This is a genomic window from Fuscovulum sp., from assembly GCA_035192965.1.
Taxonomy (GTDB): Bacteria; Pseudomonadota; Alphaproteobacteria; order Rhodobacterales; family Rhodobacteraceae; genus Paragemmobacter.
In genome coordinates this window covers 2137197-2151819 of the sequence record CP136571.1, presented here as the reverse complement: position 1 = coordinate 2151819, position 14623 = coordinate 2137197, and the positions used below count along the sequence as shown (strand labels likewise).

12 protein-coding genes are annotated in these 14623 nt (G+C 63.2%); 6 read left to right on the top strand and 6 right to left on the bottom strand.

The window, feature by feature from the left end:
• The first annotated feature begins 121 nt into the window (after window positions 1-121).
• Entirely contained in the window at window positions 122-973 is an 852-nt protein-coding gene (locus tag RSE12_10580) for a LysR family transcriptional regulator (protein ID WRH60858.1), read from the top strand.
• Window positions 974-1110: 137 nt separating this feature from the next.
• On the opposite strand, the gene RSE12_10575 is transcribed toward RSE12_10580, so the two are convergent.
• Both RSE12_10575 and RSE12_10570 read right to left on the bottom strand, forming a co-directional pair.
• A complete protein-coding gene (locus tag RSE12_10575) occupies window positions 1111-1797 on the bottom strand; it encodes a GntR family transcriptional regulator (GenBank protein WRH60857.1) in 687 nt (228 codons plus the stop codon).
• Window positions 1797-3149 (bottom strand): formimidoylglutamate deiminase, encoded by a 1353-nt coding sequence (locus RSE12_10570; GenBank protein ID WRH60856.1) that lies wholly within the window; start codon window positions 3147-3149, stop codon window positions 1797-1799. The genes RSE12_10575 and RSE12_10570 overlap by 1 nt, the downstream gene beginning before the upstream one ends.
• A gap of 72 nt (window positions 3150-3221) precedes the next feature.
• Between RSE12_10570 and hutI the strand changes: the two genes are divergently transcribed.
• Genes hutI through hutU form a run of 3 tightly spaced genes read left to right on the top strand, consistent with a single transcriptional unit; the run spans window position 3222 to window position 7625 of the window.
• Complete coding sequence (gene hutI, locus RSE12_10565; GenBank protein ID WRH60855.1) at window positions 3222-4412, top strand: imidazolonepropionase; 1191 nt, start codon at window positions 3222-3224, stop codon at window positions 4410-4412.
• Window positions 4402-5931, top strand: coding sequence for a histidine ammonia-lyase (gene hutH / locus RSE12_10560; protein ID WRH60854.1), 1530 nt, complete (start codon window positions 4402-4404; stop codon window positions 5929-5931). The genes hutI and hutH overlap by 11 nt, the downstream gene beginning before the upstream one ends.
• A gap of 11 nt (window positions 5932-5942) precedes the next feature.
• Complete coding sequence (hutU, locus tag RSE12_10555; GenBank protein WRH60853.1) at window positions 5943-7625, top strand: urocanate hydratase; 1683 nt, start codon at window positions 5943-5945, stop codon at window positions 7623-7625.
• Between the two features lie 113 nt (window positions 7626-7738).
• On the opposite strand, the gene RSE12_10550 is transcribed toward hutU, so the two are convergent.
• Window positions 7739-8692, bottom strand: a complete 954-nt coding sequence (locus RSE12_10550) for a CehA/McbA family metallohydrolase (protein WRH60852.1) — start codon at window positions 8690-8692, stop codon at window positions 7739-7741.
• A gap of 269 nt (window positions 8693-8961) precedes the next feature.
• On the opposite strand from RSE12_10550, the gene RSE12_10545 reads away from it, so the two are divergent.
• Window positions 8962-9327 carry a metalloregulator ArsR/SmtB family transcription factor gene (locus tag RSE12_10545; GenBank protein ID WRH64787.1) on the top strand — a complete coding sequence of 122 codons (366 nt, stop codon included), beginning with the start codon at window positions 8962-8964 and terminating at the stop codon, window positions 9325-9327.
• Here RSE12_10545 and RSE12_10540 read toward each other — a convergent pair whose 3' ends face one another.
• From RSE12_10540 to RSE12_10530, 3 genes are read right to left on the bottom strand one after another with little or no spacing between them, the layout of a single operon-like run.
• Complete coding sequence (locus tag RSE12_10540) at window positions 9328-10062, bottom strand: SDR family oxidoreductase (protein ID WRH60851.1); 735 nt, start codon at window positions 10060-10062, stop codon at window positions 9328-9330.
• Window positions 10059-11768, bottom strand: coding sequence for a glycosyltransferase family 4 protein (locus tag RSE12_10535; GenBank protein WRH60850.1), 1710 nt, complete (start codon window positions 11766-11768; stop codon window positions 10059-10061). The genes RSE12_10540 and RSE12_10535 overlap by 4 nt, the downstream gene beginning before the upstream one ends.
• The gene (locus tag RSE12_10530) at window positions 11717-12505 is read right to left on the bottom strand and encodes a hypothetical protein (protein ID WRH60849.1); all 789 of its coding nucleotides are present in this window, start codon (window positions 12503-12505) and stop codon (window positions 11717-11719) included. The genes RSE12_10535 and RSE12_10530 overlap by 52 nt, the downstream gene beginning before the upstream one ends.
• A gap of 156 nt (window positions 12506-12661) precedes the next feature.
• On the opposite strand from RSE12_10530, the gene RSE12_10525 reads away from it, so the two are divergent.
• Window positions 12662-14557: a glycosyltransferase family 2 protein gene (locus RSE12_10525; protein ID WRH60848.1), complete on the top strand. Its 1896-nt coding sequence runs from the start codon at window positions 12662-12664 to the stop codon at window positions 14555-14557.
• Window positions 14558-14623: the final 66 nt, after the last annotated feature.

Sequence of the window (14623 nt, the reverse complement as noted above, 5' to 3'; positions counted from 1 at the left end):
GACACCCTCCGTTGGCCCGCAATGCAGGCCCGTTCCGCATCGCAGGATGACAGCCCACCCCGCCCCTTTCAATTCGCCCCAGACCCGCCTATTGATCGGATATTCCGATCAGAGGCTCCCCATGCAGATCGACCTTCTCGACACGTTTCTCGATCTTGTCGAAACCCGCAGTTTCAATCGTACGGGCGAAAGGTTGGGCATCACGCAATCCACCGTCTCCTCGCGCATAGCCGCGCTGGAACAGGCGCTGGGATCAAAGCTCTTCACCCGCTCACGCGCAGGCACCGACCTCACAACCGAAGGCGCGCGCTTTGAATCCCATGCCCGCACCCTCCGCCATGAATGGCACGAGGCGCGGCGCAGAATTCAGGTCCCCGACCGCGCGGCCCATCTGGTGCGCCTCGGCATCCAGAACGACCTTGCCGCCCAGCATATCGGGGAATGGATCGCCGATTTCCGGCGTGCCCTGCCCGATACGGCCTTCTATATCGAACCCGACTATTCCAATCAGATGTGCGCCGATGTCCTGACCGGCATCCTCGACTTTGCGGTGATGTATTCGCCCAAACCCCACCCCGATCTGCATTTCTCGGAACTGGGCGACGTGACCTATCGCATGGTCAGCACCGATACCGACCGCCGTGCCGGGGTGAACCCCGATACCTTCGTCTTCGCCCATTTCTCCCCTTTGTTCGAGGCGATGCATCGCGACCTGACGCCAGAGTTTGCCTCTGCCGCTGTCTCGGTGGGACAAAGTGCGACAGTGGCCTCGCTGCTGGGGGCCATGGGCGGCGCGGGCTATGTGCTGGATCGCACCGCCACCCAACTCATCACTGCGGGCCGCGTGCGCGAGGTGACGGATGCCCCCGTCCTGCGCCAGCCGGTCTTTGCCGCCACCCACCTGCGCCACCGCATCACGCCCCTGCACCGCAAACTGCACCGGATCGTGCAACGGCGGCTGTCGGGCCGCTGATCCAGAGCACCTTCACAGCGCGATTGCATCTGCTCGGCTGCGCCAAATCCTGTTCAAAATCTTAACGACATGCCCAACCACCGCCCGCTGCGTGCATACGCCTGTCTGCACCGCCATCTGCACCGGCTGCTGCATAGTCAAACCATGGTCCTCAGCCGGTATCCCGGCCCATGCAGCAAGCGCACAAAGGTGATCGGCGCATCCGCCGTCCAGGTCATTCGCTCGGTAACAAAGACCGGCGCCCCTTCCGGCAAACCCAGCGCTGCCGCCTCCTCCGGGCTTGCGCCTTCGGCAGAAAAGGCAATATCTCCAACCGCATAAGCGACGTTCTGCACCAACCATTCATTCGCGCTGACCGCCCCGAAATCGGGCACCATACCACCCGGCAGCACGGCGGGGTTCAACCACCGCACCTCATGCGCAAAGGGCCTCCCCCCCGCCAGATGCAGCGTCTCCACAAACAGCAGCGCCACCCCCGCCGCCGCCCCCATCCGCAACGAAACCGCCATCGGCACTGCCTCTATCCGCTGCGCCAAAACGCGGTGAGAGTAGCTTTCACCCCGCGCCTCAACCTCTTGCCGTATAATGGAAATTTCCAGCGTCGCCTTGCGCACTGGCAAGACAGCGACCCGCGTTCCGGCCTTCCTGCGCCGCTCCAGCAACCCAGACTCGGCCAGATCGCGCAGCGCCCGGTTTACCGTGGCCCGCGCCACGCCGAACTCCACCGCCAGCGCCTCCTCCCCCGGAATCACCGCCCCCGGCACCCATTCCCGCGCCCGGATACGGCGCAGCACCTCAGCCCGCACATCCTCCCAACCGGTCATCAGGCACGCTCCCGCAAGCCGCGCATGACGGCGCGAAACCGCGCCGCAACAGCCTCGCGCGCCACATGCCGCCCACCCTGCACAATATGCCGCCCTGCCGACCAGACATCTGCCACCAACGCATCATTTCCTGCAAAAACAAAGGCATCCAGGATCTCATCCCCCTTTCGCCCTTCCAGATGCAGATTGTCCATATCCAACGCCATCAGGTCCGCCCACTGCCCCACGGCAATCGCTCCAGACGCCCGTCCCGCCGCCTGCGCGCCGCCCTGCGCCGCGCCCTCCCACAGCACCCGCCCCGTCGACCGTTCCCCGTCGGCCAGCATCGCCCGCCCCCGATCGCGCAAGCGCTGTGAATACTCCAGCAACCGCAATTCCCCCGAAAGGGTGATCTGGACATTGGAATCCGACCCAACGCCCCAACGCCCGCCCGCGCCCAGATAGCGCATCCCGTCAAAAATACCGTCGCCCAGATTTGCCTCGGTGATCGGGCACAAGCCTGCCACTGCGCCGGATCGTGCCAATCCTTCCGTCTCCGCAGCCGTCATCTGCGTGCAATGGATCGGGCACCAGCGACCATCAACAGCCGCATTGGCAAGCAACCACTCTACCGGGCGAGCGCCCAAAGCGGCAGAAACCTCTTCCACTTCAGCCACTTGCTCGGCCAGATGAATGTGGATCGGCGCCGTCGGCGCAATCGCTTCGGCCAACCGCAACCCCTCAAGATCGACGGCACGAAGCGAATGCGGCGCAACCCCAGTCACCCCATCCCGCAACCGCGCGACAGACCGCGCCGCCCCTTGCCATAGCCGCACAAACCGCTCGGGATCATTGCCAAACCGCTGTTGCCCCGGCCCCAGCGCACGCCCGTCACAGCCGCCCCGCTGATACAGAACCGGCAGCAGTGTCAGGCCGAACCCGGTTTCCTCCGCTGCGTTGACGATCCGTTCAGACATCTCTGCAATACCCGCGTAGGGCACACCTCCGGGTTGATGGTGCAGATAATGGAACTCCGCCACGGCGGCGTATCCGGCCTCTGCCATCTCCACCATCACCTGCGCGGCGATGGCCTCCACATCCTCCGGCGTCAGCCGATCCAGAAAGCGATACATCAGGCTGCGCCAGGTCCAGAAACTGTCTTGCCCCGCGCTGCGCCGTTCGGTCATTCCCGCCATCGCGCGCTGAAAGGTGTGAGAGTGCAGGTTCACCGGCGCGGGCAACACACAACCCACACGCTGCGCTGCCCCCGCGCCGAATGGCCCGACAGCCGCGATGCGGCCATCCGCGACCCGCAGCGCCACGTCACGCGCCCAACCCTCCGGCAAAAGCGCCCAATCGGCATGGATCAGCATCGGCCCCTCGCTTGACAAGCTTTATTATGTATAGACATATTATGCTCAAGCGCAGACATAAGGCAAGTCTTCATGGCGATTCTCCTCACCGGTTTGACCGCCGCCACAATGCAGGGCGGTTATGGCCTGATCCAAGACGCCGCCTTGTTGATTGAGGGCGACCGCATCGCTTGGGTCGGCCCTCGAACGAACGCGCCCCAAGCTACGGAAACCTCTGATTTCCATGGTCGTTTGCTGACCCCCGGCCTGATCGACGCCCACACCCATATCGTTTTTGGCGGGAACCGCGCGGCAGAGTTCGAACAGCGCCTGAACGGTGCCAGCTATGCCGATATCGCCCGCGCGGGCGGGGGTATCCTGTCCACCGTCACCGCCACCCGCGCCGCCACCGAAGAGGATCTCGTGGCGCAGGCGCTGCCCCGTCTGGATGCCATGATCCGTCAGGGGGCCACGACGGTTGAGGTGAAGTCTGGCTACGGCCTGACCATCGAAGATGAATTGAAAATGCTGCGCGCAGCCCGCCGCCTTGCCACACTGCGCCCCGTGACCATCACCACAACCCACCTCGCGGCCCACGCCATTCCCCCGGAATATGCTGGCCGGGCAGAGGCTTATATCGAAGATGTTGCCATTCCCTCGCTCCGCGCCGCCCATGCAGAAGGGCTGGTCGATGCCGTCGATGCCTTCTGCGAAACCATCACCTTTTCGCCCGCGCAGGTGGATCGCCTGTTCACCGCCGCCCGCGCGCTTGGCCTGCGGGTCAAGCTGCATGCAGAACAGCTGTCAGATCAGGGCGGCGCCACCCTCGCCGCCCGTCATGCCGCACTGTCGGCCGATCATCTGGAATACCTGTCGGCTGAAGGCATCTCCGACATGTCCCTTGCCGGAACCGTGGCCACCATTCTGCCGGGTGCCTTCTACACCCTGCGGGAAACGCAGATGCCTCCCATCGCCGCCCTGCGCGCGGCGGGTGTGCCGATGGCAGTGGCCACCGATTGCAACCCTGGCTCGTCGCCGATGACATCGCTGCCCTTGGCCATGAACATGGCCTGCACCCTGTTCCGAATGACCCCGGAAGAGGCGCTGCTGGGCACCACATCCCATGCCGCCCGGGCCCTTGGCCTGGCGGATCGTGGCACCCTCGCCCCTGGTCAGCGCGCCGATCTCTGCATCTGGGATGCCGCGCATCCCGCCGAACTGTCCTATCGCATCGGGGCCGAGTCCCTGCACACCCGCATCTTCGGAGGCCGCCTTGACGCCTGAAATCCTGATCCCGGGCGAAACCACCCTAGCCCAGCTTGAACGGCTCTACCGCGACGGTGCCCCTGCCCGCCTTGCCCCCGTGGCCCGCGCGGGGGTGGAGGTTGCCGCCGCCCGCATCGCTGCTGCGGCGGCCGGGGGCGATGCGGTCTACGGCGTCAATACGGGTTTTGGCAAACTCGCCTCGCTCAAGATCGCGGCGAAGGACACGGCAACGCTACAACGCAACCTGATCCTGTCGCATTGCTGCGGCGTGGGCGACGCGATGCCGCGCGATGTGGCCCGCCTTATGATGGCGCTAAAACTCTTGTCGCTTGGACGCGGCGCATCCGGCGTGCGCTGGGATGTCGTCGCCCTGATCGAAGGGATGCTAGCCCATGGCGTGACGCCTCTCATCCCCGCGCAAGGGTCAGTTGGCGCGTCCGGCGACCTAGCCCCCCTTGCGCATATGGCCGCCGTCATGATCGGCGCAGGCGAGGCTGAGGTGGCAGGACACATCAAACCCGGCGCCGAAGCCCTTGCAGCTGTTGGCCTTTCCCCGGTGATCCTTGGCCCGAAAGAAGGGCTCGCGCTGATCAACGGCACCCAGTTCAGCACCGCCTATGCGCTGGCAGGGCTGTTCGACGGCTGGCGCAACGCACAGTCGGCGCTTGTGTTGTCGGCCTTGTCAACCGATGCGATCATGGGCTCCACCGCGCCGCTGCATCCCGAAATCCACGCCCTGCGCGGCCATGCCGGGCAGATCGAAGCCGCCGCCACAATGCGCGCCCTGCTGGACGGGTCGGAAATCCGCGAAAGCCATGTGACCGGCGACACCCGCGTGCAGGATCCCTATTGTATCCGCTGCCAGCCGCAGGTGACGGGGGCCGCGATGGACATCTTGCGGCAGGCCGCGCGCACGCTCGAGATCGAGGCGAATGCCGCCACAGACAACCCGCTTGTCCTGTCGGATGGGCAGATCGTTTCCGGCGGCAATTTCCACGCCGAACCGGTGGGTTTCGCCGCCGATATGATCGCGTTGGCGCTGTCAGAAATCGGGGCCATCGCCCAGCGCCGGGTCGCGCTGATGGTGGACCCAACCCTCAGCTTCGATCTGCCCCCTTTCCTGACGCCGAACCCCGGCCTCAACTCCGGTCTGATGATCGCCGAGGTGACGACCGCAGCTTTGATGAGCGAAAACAAGCATCTCGCCCATCCTACTGTGACCGACAGCACCCCCACCTCAGCCAATCAAGAGGATCACGTCAGCATGGCCGCGCATGGTGCGCGCCGACTGATGCAGATGAATGCAAACCTGTCGCGCATTCTGGGGGTCGAGGCGCTCTGTGCCGGGCAAGGCGTGGAATTCCGCGCGCCGCTGAAAACCTCGCTGCCTCTGCAAGCCACCCTCGCCCGTTTGCGGGCCGATGTGGCGACGCTGGGCGAAGACCGCTACCTCGCCCCCGATCTTGAGTCCGCAGCCTGCCTTGTCGCCTCTGGCGCATTGGCGCAGGCCGCAGGCCTCCCGCTTCCCACGCTTTGAAGGGCAACCCCATGAACACGCGCCATAATCTTCGCGACATCTACCCCGCAACGGGAACCGAGATCACCGCCAAATCCTGGCTGACCGAGGCACCGATGCGGATGCTGATGAACAACCTGCACCCCGACGTTGCAGAGAACCCGCATGAGTTGGTGGTCTATGGCGGCATCGGACGTGCCGCGCGCACGTGGGAGGATTTTGATCGCATCGTCGCCACACTTAAAACGCTGAACGATGATGAAACGCTGTTGGTCCAATCAGGCAAACCGGTTGGCGTTTTCCGCACCCACAAGGACGCCCCCCGCGTTCTGATCGCCAATTCCAACCTCGTTCCGCATTGGGCGACATGGGACCATTTCAACGAGTTGGATAAGCGTGGGCTGGCCATGTATGGCCAGATGACGGCCGGTTCCTGGATCTATATCGGGACCCAGGGCATTGTTCAGGGCACCTATGAAACATTCGCCGAAGCCGGCCGCCAGCATTACGGCGGCGATCTTAAGGGCCGCTGGATCCTGACCGGGGGCCTTGGCGGCATGGGCGGTGCGCAGCCCCTTGCCGCCGTGATGGCCGGGGCATGCTGTCTGGCGGTCGAGGTGGATGAAACCCGCATCGATTTCCGCCTGCGCACCCGTTATGTCGATGCCAAAGCACACACGCTGGATGAAGCGCTGGCCATGATTGCCGACTGGACGGCAAAGGGCGAGGCGAAATCCGTGGGCCTGCTGGGCAACGCCGCCGAGGTGTTCCCCGAGCTTTTCGCCCGAATGCAGGCCGGCGGCCCGCGCCCCGACATCGTGACCGACCAGACCTCGGCCCATGATCCGCTGCATGGCTATTGCCCCCTTGGCTGGACCGTCGCCGAGTGGCGGGCCAAGCAGGAAACCGAGCCGAAAACGGTGGAGCAAGCCGCCCGCGCCTCGATGCGCGCCCACGTCGCCGCGATGGTGGATTTCTGGAACGCGGGCGTTCCGACGCTGGATTACGGCAACAACATCCGGCAGGTGGCACAGGAAGAGGGGCTGGAGAACGCCTTCGCCTTCCCCGGCTTCGTCCCCGCCTATATCCGCCCGCTGTTTTGCAAAGGGATCGGCCCTTTCCGCTGGGTTGCCCTGTCGGGTGACCCTGAGGATATCTATGCGACCGACCGCGCGATGAAAAAGCTGTTCCCCGACAATGCCCATCTGCACCGCTGGCTGGACATGGCGCAGGACCGCATCGCCTTTCAGGGCCTGCCTGCCCGTATCTGCTGGATCGGTCTGGGCGACCGTCACCGCGCGGGGTTGATGTTCAACGAGATGGTGAAATCGGGCGAGTTGAAAGCCCCCATCGTCATCGGACGCGATCATCTGGATTCGGGCTCTGTCGCGTCACCCAACCGCGAGACCGAGGCGATGAAGGATGGGTCTGATGCCGTATCGGACTGGCCGCTTTTGAACGCGCTCTTGAACACCGCAAGCGGCGCGACCTGGGTCAGCCTGCACCACGGTGGGGGCGTCGGCATGGGCTTCTCACAACACTCGGGCATGGTGATCGTGGCCGATGGCACCGAAGACGCCGCGCGGCGCTTGCATAACGTGCTGTGGAACGATCCGGCGACAGGCGTGATGCGCCATGCCGATGCGGGGTATGACATCGCGCTTGACCACGCCCGCGCGATGGACCTGCGCCTTCCCGGCATTCTGGGCAACTGACCGAAGGCCAAGATTTTTCTACGAAAAATCTTGGATGGCGATCCTTCTGCGAAGGATCGCCGAACTTTCGCAGAAAGTTCGCAAGACAAAATCTTCGCAGAAGATTTTGCGCTTCAGACCCGCGGATTGCCGCCTTCGACGTCACGCCAGAACGGGTTCGACCAGGCCCGCTTGCCCGCCGCATCGATTACCGTCACCCGCAACCACGGGCTGTTGAGCAGACGCGCCAACGGCACCTCGGCCCGCGTCATCGAATGGCCATGCACCGCCTTGGCCCCGGTTCCCCATCCCTGCACGATCACCGAAGACACGGCCGTGCTTTCCACCAAAACCCGATCCCCCTCGATCCGCACATCGCGCAATTCCGGCCCCTGGGAAGAATAGAAATCCCCCCGTTTCAACGCAGCCAGCAGGGCATCGGGTTCGTTCGCCTCGGCTTTGACCATGACCCAGCCACCGAAATGGTCGGGCTCTGAGAAATGCGCGTCATCCGTTGCGATCATCGTCAGCTTGCGCCCTTCGGTCAGCAACAAATCGGCGATAGCAAAACCATCCGGCCGATCACAGCCCGTGGCACAGCCATGATTGTAGACCTCAACCGCATGTGCCGCGGTGATGCCACGCGCATCTGCAAGGCTCAGGCCGGACCATTGCGGATGGGCAATCGCCACAAAGGCCCCTGCCGCGACGGCCCGCGCAGCAATCTCGGCCGCGGTTTCCTGATCCGGACGGGGTACGAAATCCGGGCTGTTTGACGGTGCAAAGTCAGCAGGAAGACCAACGGCAAGGATATGCCACAACTCGCCATTCGCCATCGCACCTGAATGCAGTTCGGCACCTAGGATGGTGGTGAAACCGTCGGTCCGGAACGGCACTGTGTCCACGATGGGATAGCCCCATATCCCCACGAAATGATCGGTCAGGGCGAGGAAATCATAGCCCTCTGCCCGATAGCGGCGACACACCTCTTCGGGCGACAATACCCCGTCGGACCGAGTCGAATGGGTGTGGATGTTGCCACGCCAAAAGCGGCCCGGCGCGGTAAAGGCAGAAAGCGGTCGCGTCATGTCATCCATCCCGGTTGAGTCGCCCCGCACACTAACCCGACGTCTTTGCCAAGCGCAGCCCCCAACCGACGCGGCAATTCCATTCCCGCTGCCTGCCCTTCCCAGCATCTGGCGGCAGAAATCGGGGTGCGGCGGGCCGAATTAACCTTTAAATCCGCCGCCTGCGATCACATCTCTCACTTTGGCAGCGGGTTAACCTGTGGCAGCGCGGCGATATCGCCTGCCGGGTTGGATTGTGATAAACGGCAGGGGTGGAAATGGAGCAGGACATGCAGATGCAGGTGCCAGTTGTGGATCCGGAGGTTGTCGAAGGGCAGGATGAGGGCTGCGCAGACCTTGCCGTCGATGAGATGACCGTGCGCGCGACGGCTGCGGCGGCCTTTCTCAAGGCGCTGTCGCATGAAGGCCGGCTGATGATCCTGTGCCATCTGTCATCGGGCGAAAAATCCGTGACCGAACTTGAACGCCTTCTGGAAACACGTCAGGCCGCAGTCAGCCAGCAACTCGCGCGGTTGCGGCTGGAAGGGCTGGTCAATTGCCGGCGCGAAGGCAAAGCCATCTTCTATTCGATCCAGGACCCCAAAGTGAGCCGGACCATTGCGCTGGTCTATGACATGTTCTGCCGCGAAGGGTGATCACCCGCGCCCGATAAAGGGCATGTCGCGGGCCATGATCGTGAGAAAGGGAATGTTGGCCGAAAGTGGCAGGTTGGCCATGTGCAGCACCGCCCGGGCAACATCCGCCACATCCATGACCGGCTCCGCCCGGATCGCCCCATCCGCCTGTGGCACACCGCTTGGAAAGGCTGCGGCCATCTCGGTCAGGGCATTGCCGATGTCGATCTGCCCGCAGGCGATGTCAAATCGTCGCCCATCCAGCGCAAGTGTCTTCGTCAGCCCGGTCACCGCGTGCTTTGAGGTGGTATAGGGCGCCGATCCCGGACGCGGGGCATGTGCGGAAATAGATCCATTGTTGATGATCCGCCCGCCTTGCGGCGTTTGCCGCCGCATCAGGCCAAAGGCCGCCCGCGCACACAGAAACATGCCCGTGATGTTGACCTGGCACAGCCGCAGCCAATCCTCGACCGGGATTTCATCGATCGGCGCGGCCTTGGCGGAAATGCCTGCATTGTTGAACAGCACATCCAGCCGCCCCCATTCCGCTGCGATGCGGGCAAAAGCCTGATCCACCTCATGCGGCACGCCTACATCGGCGGGCAGGATCAGCGCGTCAGCGCCATCCGCCGTTTCTTCCAGGGCCGCCTGCCTGCGGCCCATCAGCGCCACGCGCCAGCCCGCCGCCATGAAAGCGCGTGCAGTGGCGCGACCGATGCCGCTGCCTGCGCCGGTGATCAGGATTGTCTGGGTCATGAAGTTTCTCCCTCGGCATAGTCGTACTTCATGAGCCAGAGAAGGCAACGCTCCACCTTCAGCGGTGAAGTGTTCAATTCCGCCGCAATCTCCGCTGCAGTTGCGCCTCCGCGCGCAGCGAGCGCGTCGGCCACGCGGGCCACATCTTCCGGCGTTTCGAATATCCGCTTTGTCACCGGATAATCGCGCAAGGCAAGCATTCGCGTGACTGGCACCGTCGTGGTGCCCGACCATCGAAACTGCCGCGCCTTGGGAAGACGTTTCGTCGGAAAGGCGGCGAAATAGTCCATCGGGGACGGGGCGACCGGCAGGGCAGCAGCCGGAATGGGCGGATACTTCGCCGGATCGGCCCTGCGACGGATGGAATCAAGTTCGGCGAACAGATCCTGCATCGCGGGGATCACCACCTGCCAGTCAAACATCGCCCGCGCCCGTGCCTGCCCCGCCGCGCCCATGCGGGCACGCAGATCACCATCCAGCATCAGCCTGCGCACCGCTTCGGCCATCTGCCCTACATCAATCTGCGTGACGGCGGATAACTGGCTGAGATATTGGATGTAATTGTCCGTTCCCCCATGATAGCGCAACCCGGTGGCTGTGACATGTTCTGGCCTTGCGCCGGTTGTCGCGACGCGGAAGCCGGCCCCGCCATCCACCGTATCGCGGATACCGTCCCAGTCTGACGCCACCACCGGCAGGCCTGCGGCCATCGCCTCGACCGGGGCAATGCCAAAGCTTTCCTGCAAGTTGTCGATCAGGAACAGGAACATCTCGGCTGCGGAAAGTACCGCGAGCCGCCGCGCCGCGCCTTCGTGCGGAAGATGATGCAAAGTGACGTCAGGCATCAACTCGCGGGCGGGGGCCAGAAAGATGCGCTGCGAATAGCTGTCGGGGAAATTGCCGTAAAGGATCAGATGCAAACGCCGCCCTGTTCCCGCCTGCGCCCGTTGCAAGGCCAGATAGACGGGCAAGGGATCGAACTTTTCATGTGGGCTCAGGCGTGCCACAACAAGCGCGACACTGTCCTCTGCGGCAATCCCAAGCTCTGCCCGCAGGGCAATGCCCGCCGCCGGATCAGGCCGGAATTCATCGCAATCCACACCCAGCGGAATGACCGGAAGCTGTGGGCGTGGCGGCACCTGCCCCCCGAAACGGTGAAGCAGAAAATCGTCGATCAACTCCAGTTGCAAGCTGACCGCTGCCTTCACGGCCCGCGAGGTGCAGATCACCGCATCCCATTCGGCCTGAGGCGATGCCCGCAGGTGCCAAGCCCCTTCCATCACGGCCTTGGTCGAAATCGTATGCGTGATCCCGCAAATCGAATAGGCCGTGTCGCCCCAAAGGCTGCGCCGCCAGGTTTCCGTCGCAAAGTTCGGACCGGAAATGTACATCGTGCCGACCGGGGCGATGGCCCGGGCGTTTTCCAGCCGCTCCACCCGCACGCGCTCGCCGGGACGGCGCGCCTCGGAAAGGGTGCGGAACAGCTGCGCGTCGTTTGGTCCGTGGGTAATGGCAAGCCACTCTTCCACCGCAGCATGGCGAAACCAGCCGCGCAGAAAACTGTCACCCGCCATCCGGCGCCCGTTCACACCTTTTTCCGGATCAAACCCATCCGGTGCGAACCAGATCGCAGCATTGCGCGACGGGGGGCGCATCACACCGCCCTCTGGCGCATCCAGAGCCAGGGTGTCGGCGTGGACCGCCATTCCCACAAAAGCAAAAGCCGGTCCAGATCGCCCAGATCATCGGTCCACCCCGGCAGGCCGCTGTCATCCAGATGCCGTTCGATTCGGCGGATGTCATGGCTGGGGCCGAACCGTTTGGTCAGCAAATCAAGGCGCCCGGCCTTCATCCCTTCGTGCACTTCGACCAGTATATCAACGCCGCGCAGGGCCGGGGCAGCCACCGGATCAAGCAAGACGTCTTCGGCACCCTCGATATCGCAGATGATCACGGTACGACCATGGATCAGAACGGCAAAATCGCCATGCCCGACCGCACCGCCGATCTCGATACGCGCGGAAACCCCATTCGCTTCGGCAATCTGAGTACAGGCGGCATGGGCGTTTTCATCCGTGTCGCGGGCGATGACCCGCGCCTGCGGCATCCGCAAGGCAAGGCCAATGGCATAATAGCCCTCTGCCGCACCAATATCGACCACCGTGTCATAGCCAGCGGCGATGATATCCTCGATCACAGGCGCGAGGCTTGCTTCATAACAGCCGATCAGGCGCGGATTCCGCGATCCTTCAGAGGTGCGCGTCGGATAGACCATACCGCGGAATGGCCCGGACAGCACGCGTTCCCCAGATCGTTCCACCAGCGCGTTTTCAAGCACATGCGCCCGCCATTTCGCCAGGTGGCGCAACGCCATATTCAGCCGCTGCGGCGTCGGCTCGCCCGACATCAATTCGTTGATGCGGCGTTGCACGTTCTTGTTCATCTGTGATGGCATCCCCGCCCCCGAAACTCGTTAACCCGCGCATGCTAGGGTGCCACATCCGCCCGGTCCAGCCTGGCAAGGGGTTGCGCAGGATGCTTGACGCCGCCTGCGGCAACAGGGCATCACGGAGACGGTGAAACGGTGCAAGGGTCGAACATGAAGGCGGAGCGCAAGGCAAAGAAGCCGCGCGGGGCATCCGACCTGTGGGGCAGCGTGCCCTTTGGCCTGAAACGCCATGCCAGCCCGCATGGGCAGGTCACCGCAGTTTCGATGATGAAGGATGAAGGCCCCTTCGTGATCGAATGGATCGCGCATCATCTGGCCATCGGATTCACCGATCTGGTTGTTTATACCAATGACTGTTCCGACGGCACCGATGACATGCTGATCCGGCTCGAAGAGCTTGGCCTTGCCCATCATCGCCGAAATGTCATCCCCGAAGGTCTGCGCCCACAGCCCAGCGCGCTGAACCATGCGCAGGACGAACCAGTCGTGTGCAAATCCGATTGGGTGATGGTGTTTGATGCCGATGAATTTCTGTCCATCCGCTATGGCGATGGCACGCTGGACGATCTGATTACTGCCGCGAGGGCGCAGGATGCAAATGGCATCGTTGTGACATGGCGCATCTTCGGATCGGGTGGTGTGGTGGATTGGTCGCGGGCGCCAGTGACTGAGCAGTATCTCTATGCCGCGCCCCCGATGTGGAACAAGGGCTGGGGCGTCAAGACACTGTTCTGCTTTGATCCCGACTACTGGAAACTGGGCATCCATCGGCCCAAGATGAAGAACCGCCATATCGACACGCCCTTCCCCGATACGGTGAAATGGCTGAACGGGTCGGGCCGCGAGATGGAGGATTACTTCAAGTTTCGCGGCTGGCGGTCCATCACGCGAACGGTCGGCTATGACTGGGTGCAATTGAACCATTACGCGGTGAAGTCGGTCGACAGCTATGCGATCCGCAAGATGCGCGGCAACGTCAACAACAAGAAAGACAAGTACAATTCCGACTACTGGTCGCTGCAAGACCGCAACGAGGTGCACGATGACACGATGTTGCGCTATAGCGACCAGCGCAACGCGATCATGGCGCAACTGCTGCAAGACCCGGTGCTGAACCAGCTGCATCATGCTGCCGTCGACCGGGCCGAGGCGCGACTAGCCGAATTGCGGCAGACCGAGGCCTATCATCAACTTGTGGCCGATCTGGCCAAGGCATCAGCCGTGCCGATCACCCAGATCACCGCAAAACCGCCCCAGGCCCGCGACAAGGAAAAGATCGCGGCGCTGATGTCCGATGTGGAAAAGCGACGCAACGCCAAGGCGCGCGAAGACCGCAAATCCGCACCTGCCGAACCAAAGCCCGTTGTCACCCCGATGGGCAGCTATGTCTCGGGCCGGATTGATGTGACGGCAGAGGTTGCGCTGGACTGGCGGCAGAACCACACAGTCGAGGTGCCGCTTGACCCAAGGGTGTTTTCACCCTCTGCGCTTGCGGTGATCGAAGTCGGCAAGTTCGAACGCGGCATCGCGCGACGGATGCCTTCGGTCCTGCCAAAGGGGGCTACGGTTCTGGATCTGGGGGCAGCTTGCGGGTTCCTGTCGGCGCATCTGGCGCGGGTGAGGCCCGATCTGACGCTTGCCATGGTGGAGGATGACCCCGGCCTGCGCCAGGTTCTGACGCGGCTTTGCGCCCATAACGGGCGAGAGTTTTCAGACCGCTTCCGCCTGCTTGACACAAGCCTTCAAGACGATCCGGTGACGGCGATCCGCGATCTTATCGCCAGCGTTGTGCCCAACGCGCTTATCCTTGCCCACCCCGCCGTGACACCTAACGCGCTGATTGATGCACTGCCTTTGCTGAACCCGATGCCGGAACAGATATTCCTGACAGGACGCTGGATCGAAAAATGGCACCCGGATCTGGCGCAAATCGAATCCGCCCTGCATCAGGCAGGGTGGCATGGCCCGCAATTCGGCTTTGATCCCGTCCTTACGCGGGGATACGGGCGAACGCCCGCAGGGAAAGTCCAAGGTGACAGTCCGTGATTTTCGACACTTGCTGACAGCGAAATCGTGGACAGGCAAAACGCTTTCAGGCATGTTCTGCGAAAG

What these genes read in the sequence shown, in the direction of transcription:
- RSE12_10550 (WRH60852.1), bottom strand. Translation starts at nt 8,692, where the DNA reads ATGACGCGACCGCTTTCTGCCTTTACCGCGCCGGGCCGCTTTTGGCGT.
- RSE12_10580 (WRH60858.1), top strand. Translation starts at nt 122, where the DNA reads ATGCAGATCGACCTTCTCGACACGTTTCTCGATCTTGTCGAAACCCGC.
- hutI (WRH60855.1), top strand. Translation starts at nt 3,222, where the DNA reads ATGGCGATTCTCCTCACCGGTTTGACCGCCGCCACAATGCAGGGCGGT.
- RSE12_10535 (WRH60850.1), bottom strand. Translation starts at nt 11,768, where the DNA reads ATGGCGGTCCACGCCGACACCCTGGCTCTGGATGCGCCAGAGGGCGGT.
- hutU (WRH60853.1), top strand. Translation starts at nt 5,943, where the DNA reads ATGAACACGCGCCATAATCTTCGCGACATCTACCCCGCAACGGGAACC.
- RSE12_10525 (WRH60848.1), top strand. Translation starts at nt 12,662, where the DNA reads ATGAAGGCGGAGCGCAAGGCAAAGAAGCCGCGCGGGGCATCCGACCTG.
- RSE12_10530 (WRH60849.1), bottom strand. Translation starts at nt 12,505, where the DNA reads ATGAACAAGAACGTGCAACGCCGCATCAACGAATTGATGTCGGGCGAG.
- RSE12_10545 (WRH64787.1), top strand. Translation starts at nt 8,962, where the DNA reads ATGCAGATGCAGGTGCCAGTTGTGGATCCGGAGGTTGTCGAAGGGCAG.
- RSE12_10575 (WRH60857.1), bottom strand. Translation starts at nt 1,797, where the DNA reads ATGACCGGTTGGGAGGATGTGCGGGCTGAGGTGCTGCGCCGTATCCGG.
- RSE12_10540 (WRH60851.1), bottom strand. Translation starts at nt 10,062, where the DNA reads ATGACCCAGACAATCCTGATCACCGGCGCAGGCAGCGGCATCGGTCGC.
- RSE12_10570 (WRH60856.1), bottom strand. Translation starts at nt 3,149, where the DNA reads ATGCTGATCCATGCCGATTGGGCGCTTTTGCCGGAGGGTTGGGCGCGT.